The sequence below is a fragment of the Exiguobacterium sp. KKBO11 genome, assembly GCF_001644945.1.
Taxonomy (GTDB): Bacteria; Bacillota; Bacilli; order Exiguobacteriales; family Exiguobacteriaceae; genus Exiguobacterium_A; species Exiguobacterium_A abrahamii.
The window spans coordinates 1-211 of sequence record NZ_LUCU01000056.1 but is presented as its reverse complement, the minus strand read 5'-3'; the positions used below and the strand labels follow the sequence as shown (position 1 = coordinate 211).

Sequence of the window (211 nt, the reverse complement as noted above, 5' to 3'; positions counted from 1 at the left end):
CCGAAGAGCATGCTCTTCGGGGTTGTAGGACACTCTATACGGAGTCAAAAAGGAAGACAGTAGGTGAAGGACCTGGAAAGGTCGGCCGAAGAAGGTGACAGCCCTGTAGCTGAAACTGTTTTCCCTCCAGAGTGGATCCTGAGTACGGCGGGACACGTGAAACCCCGTCGGAATCCGGGAGGACCATCTCCCAAGGCTAAATACTCCCTAG

1 rRNA gene is annotated in these 211 nt (G+C 54.5%); it reads left to right on the top strand.

Annotated features, from left to right (window positions below):
* A 23S ribosomal RNA gene (locus AYO36_RS15165) occupies window positions 1–211 on the top strand; the annotation flags it as partial.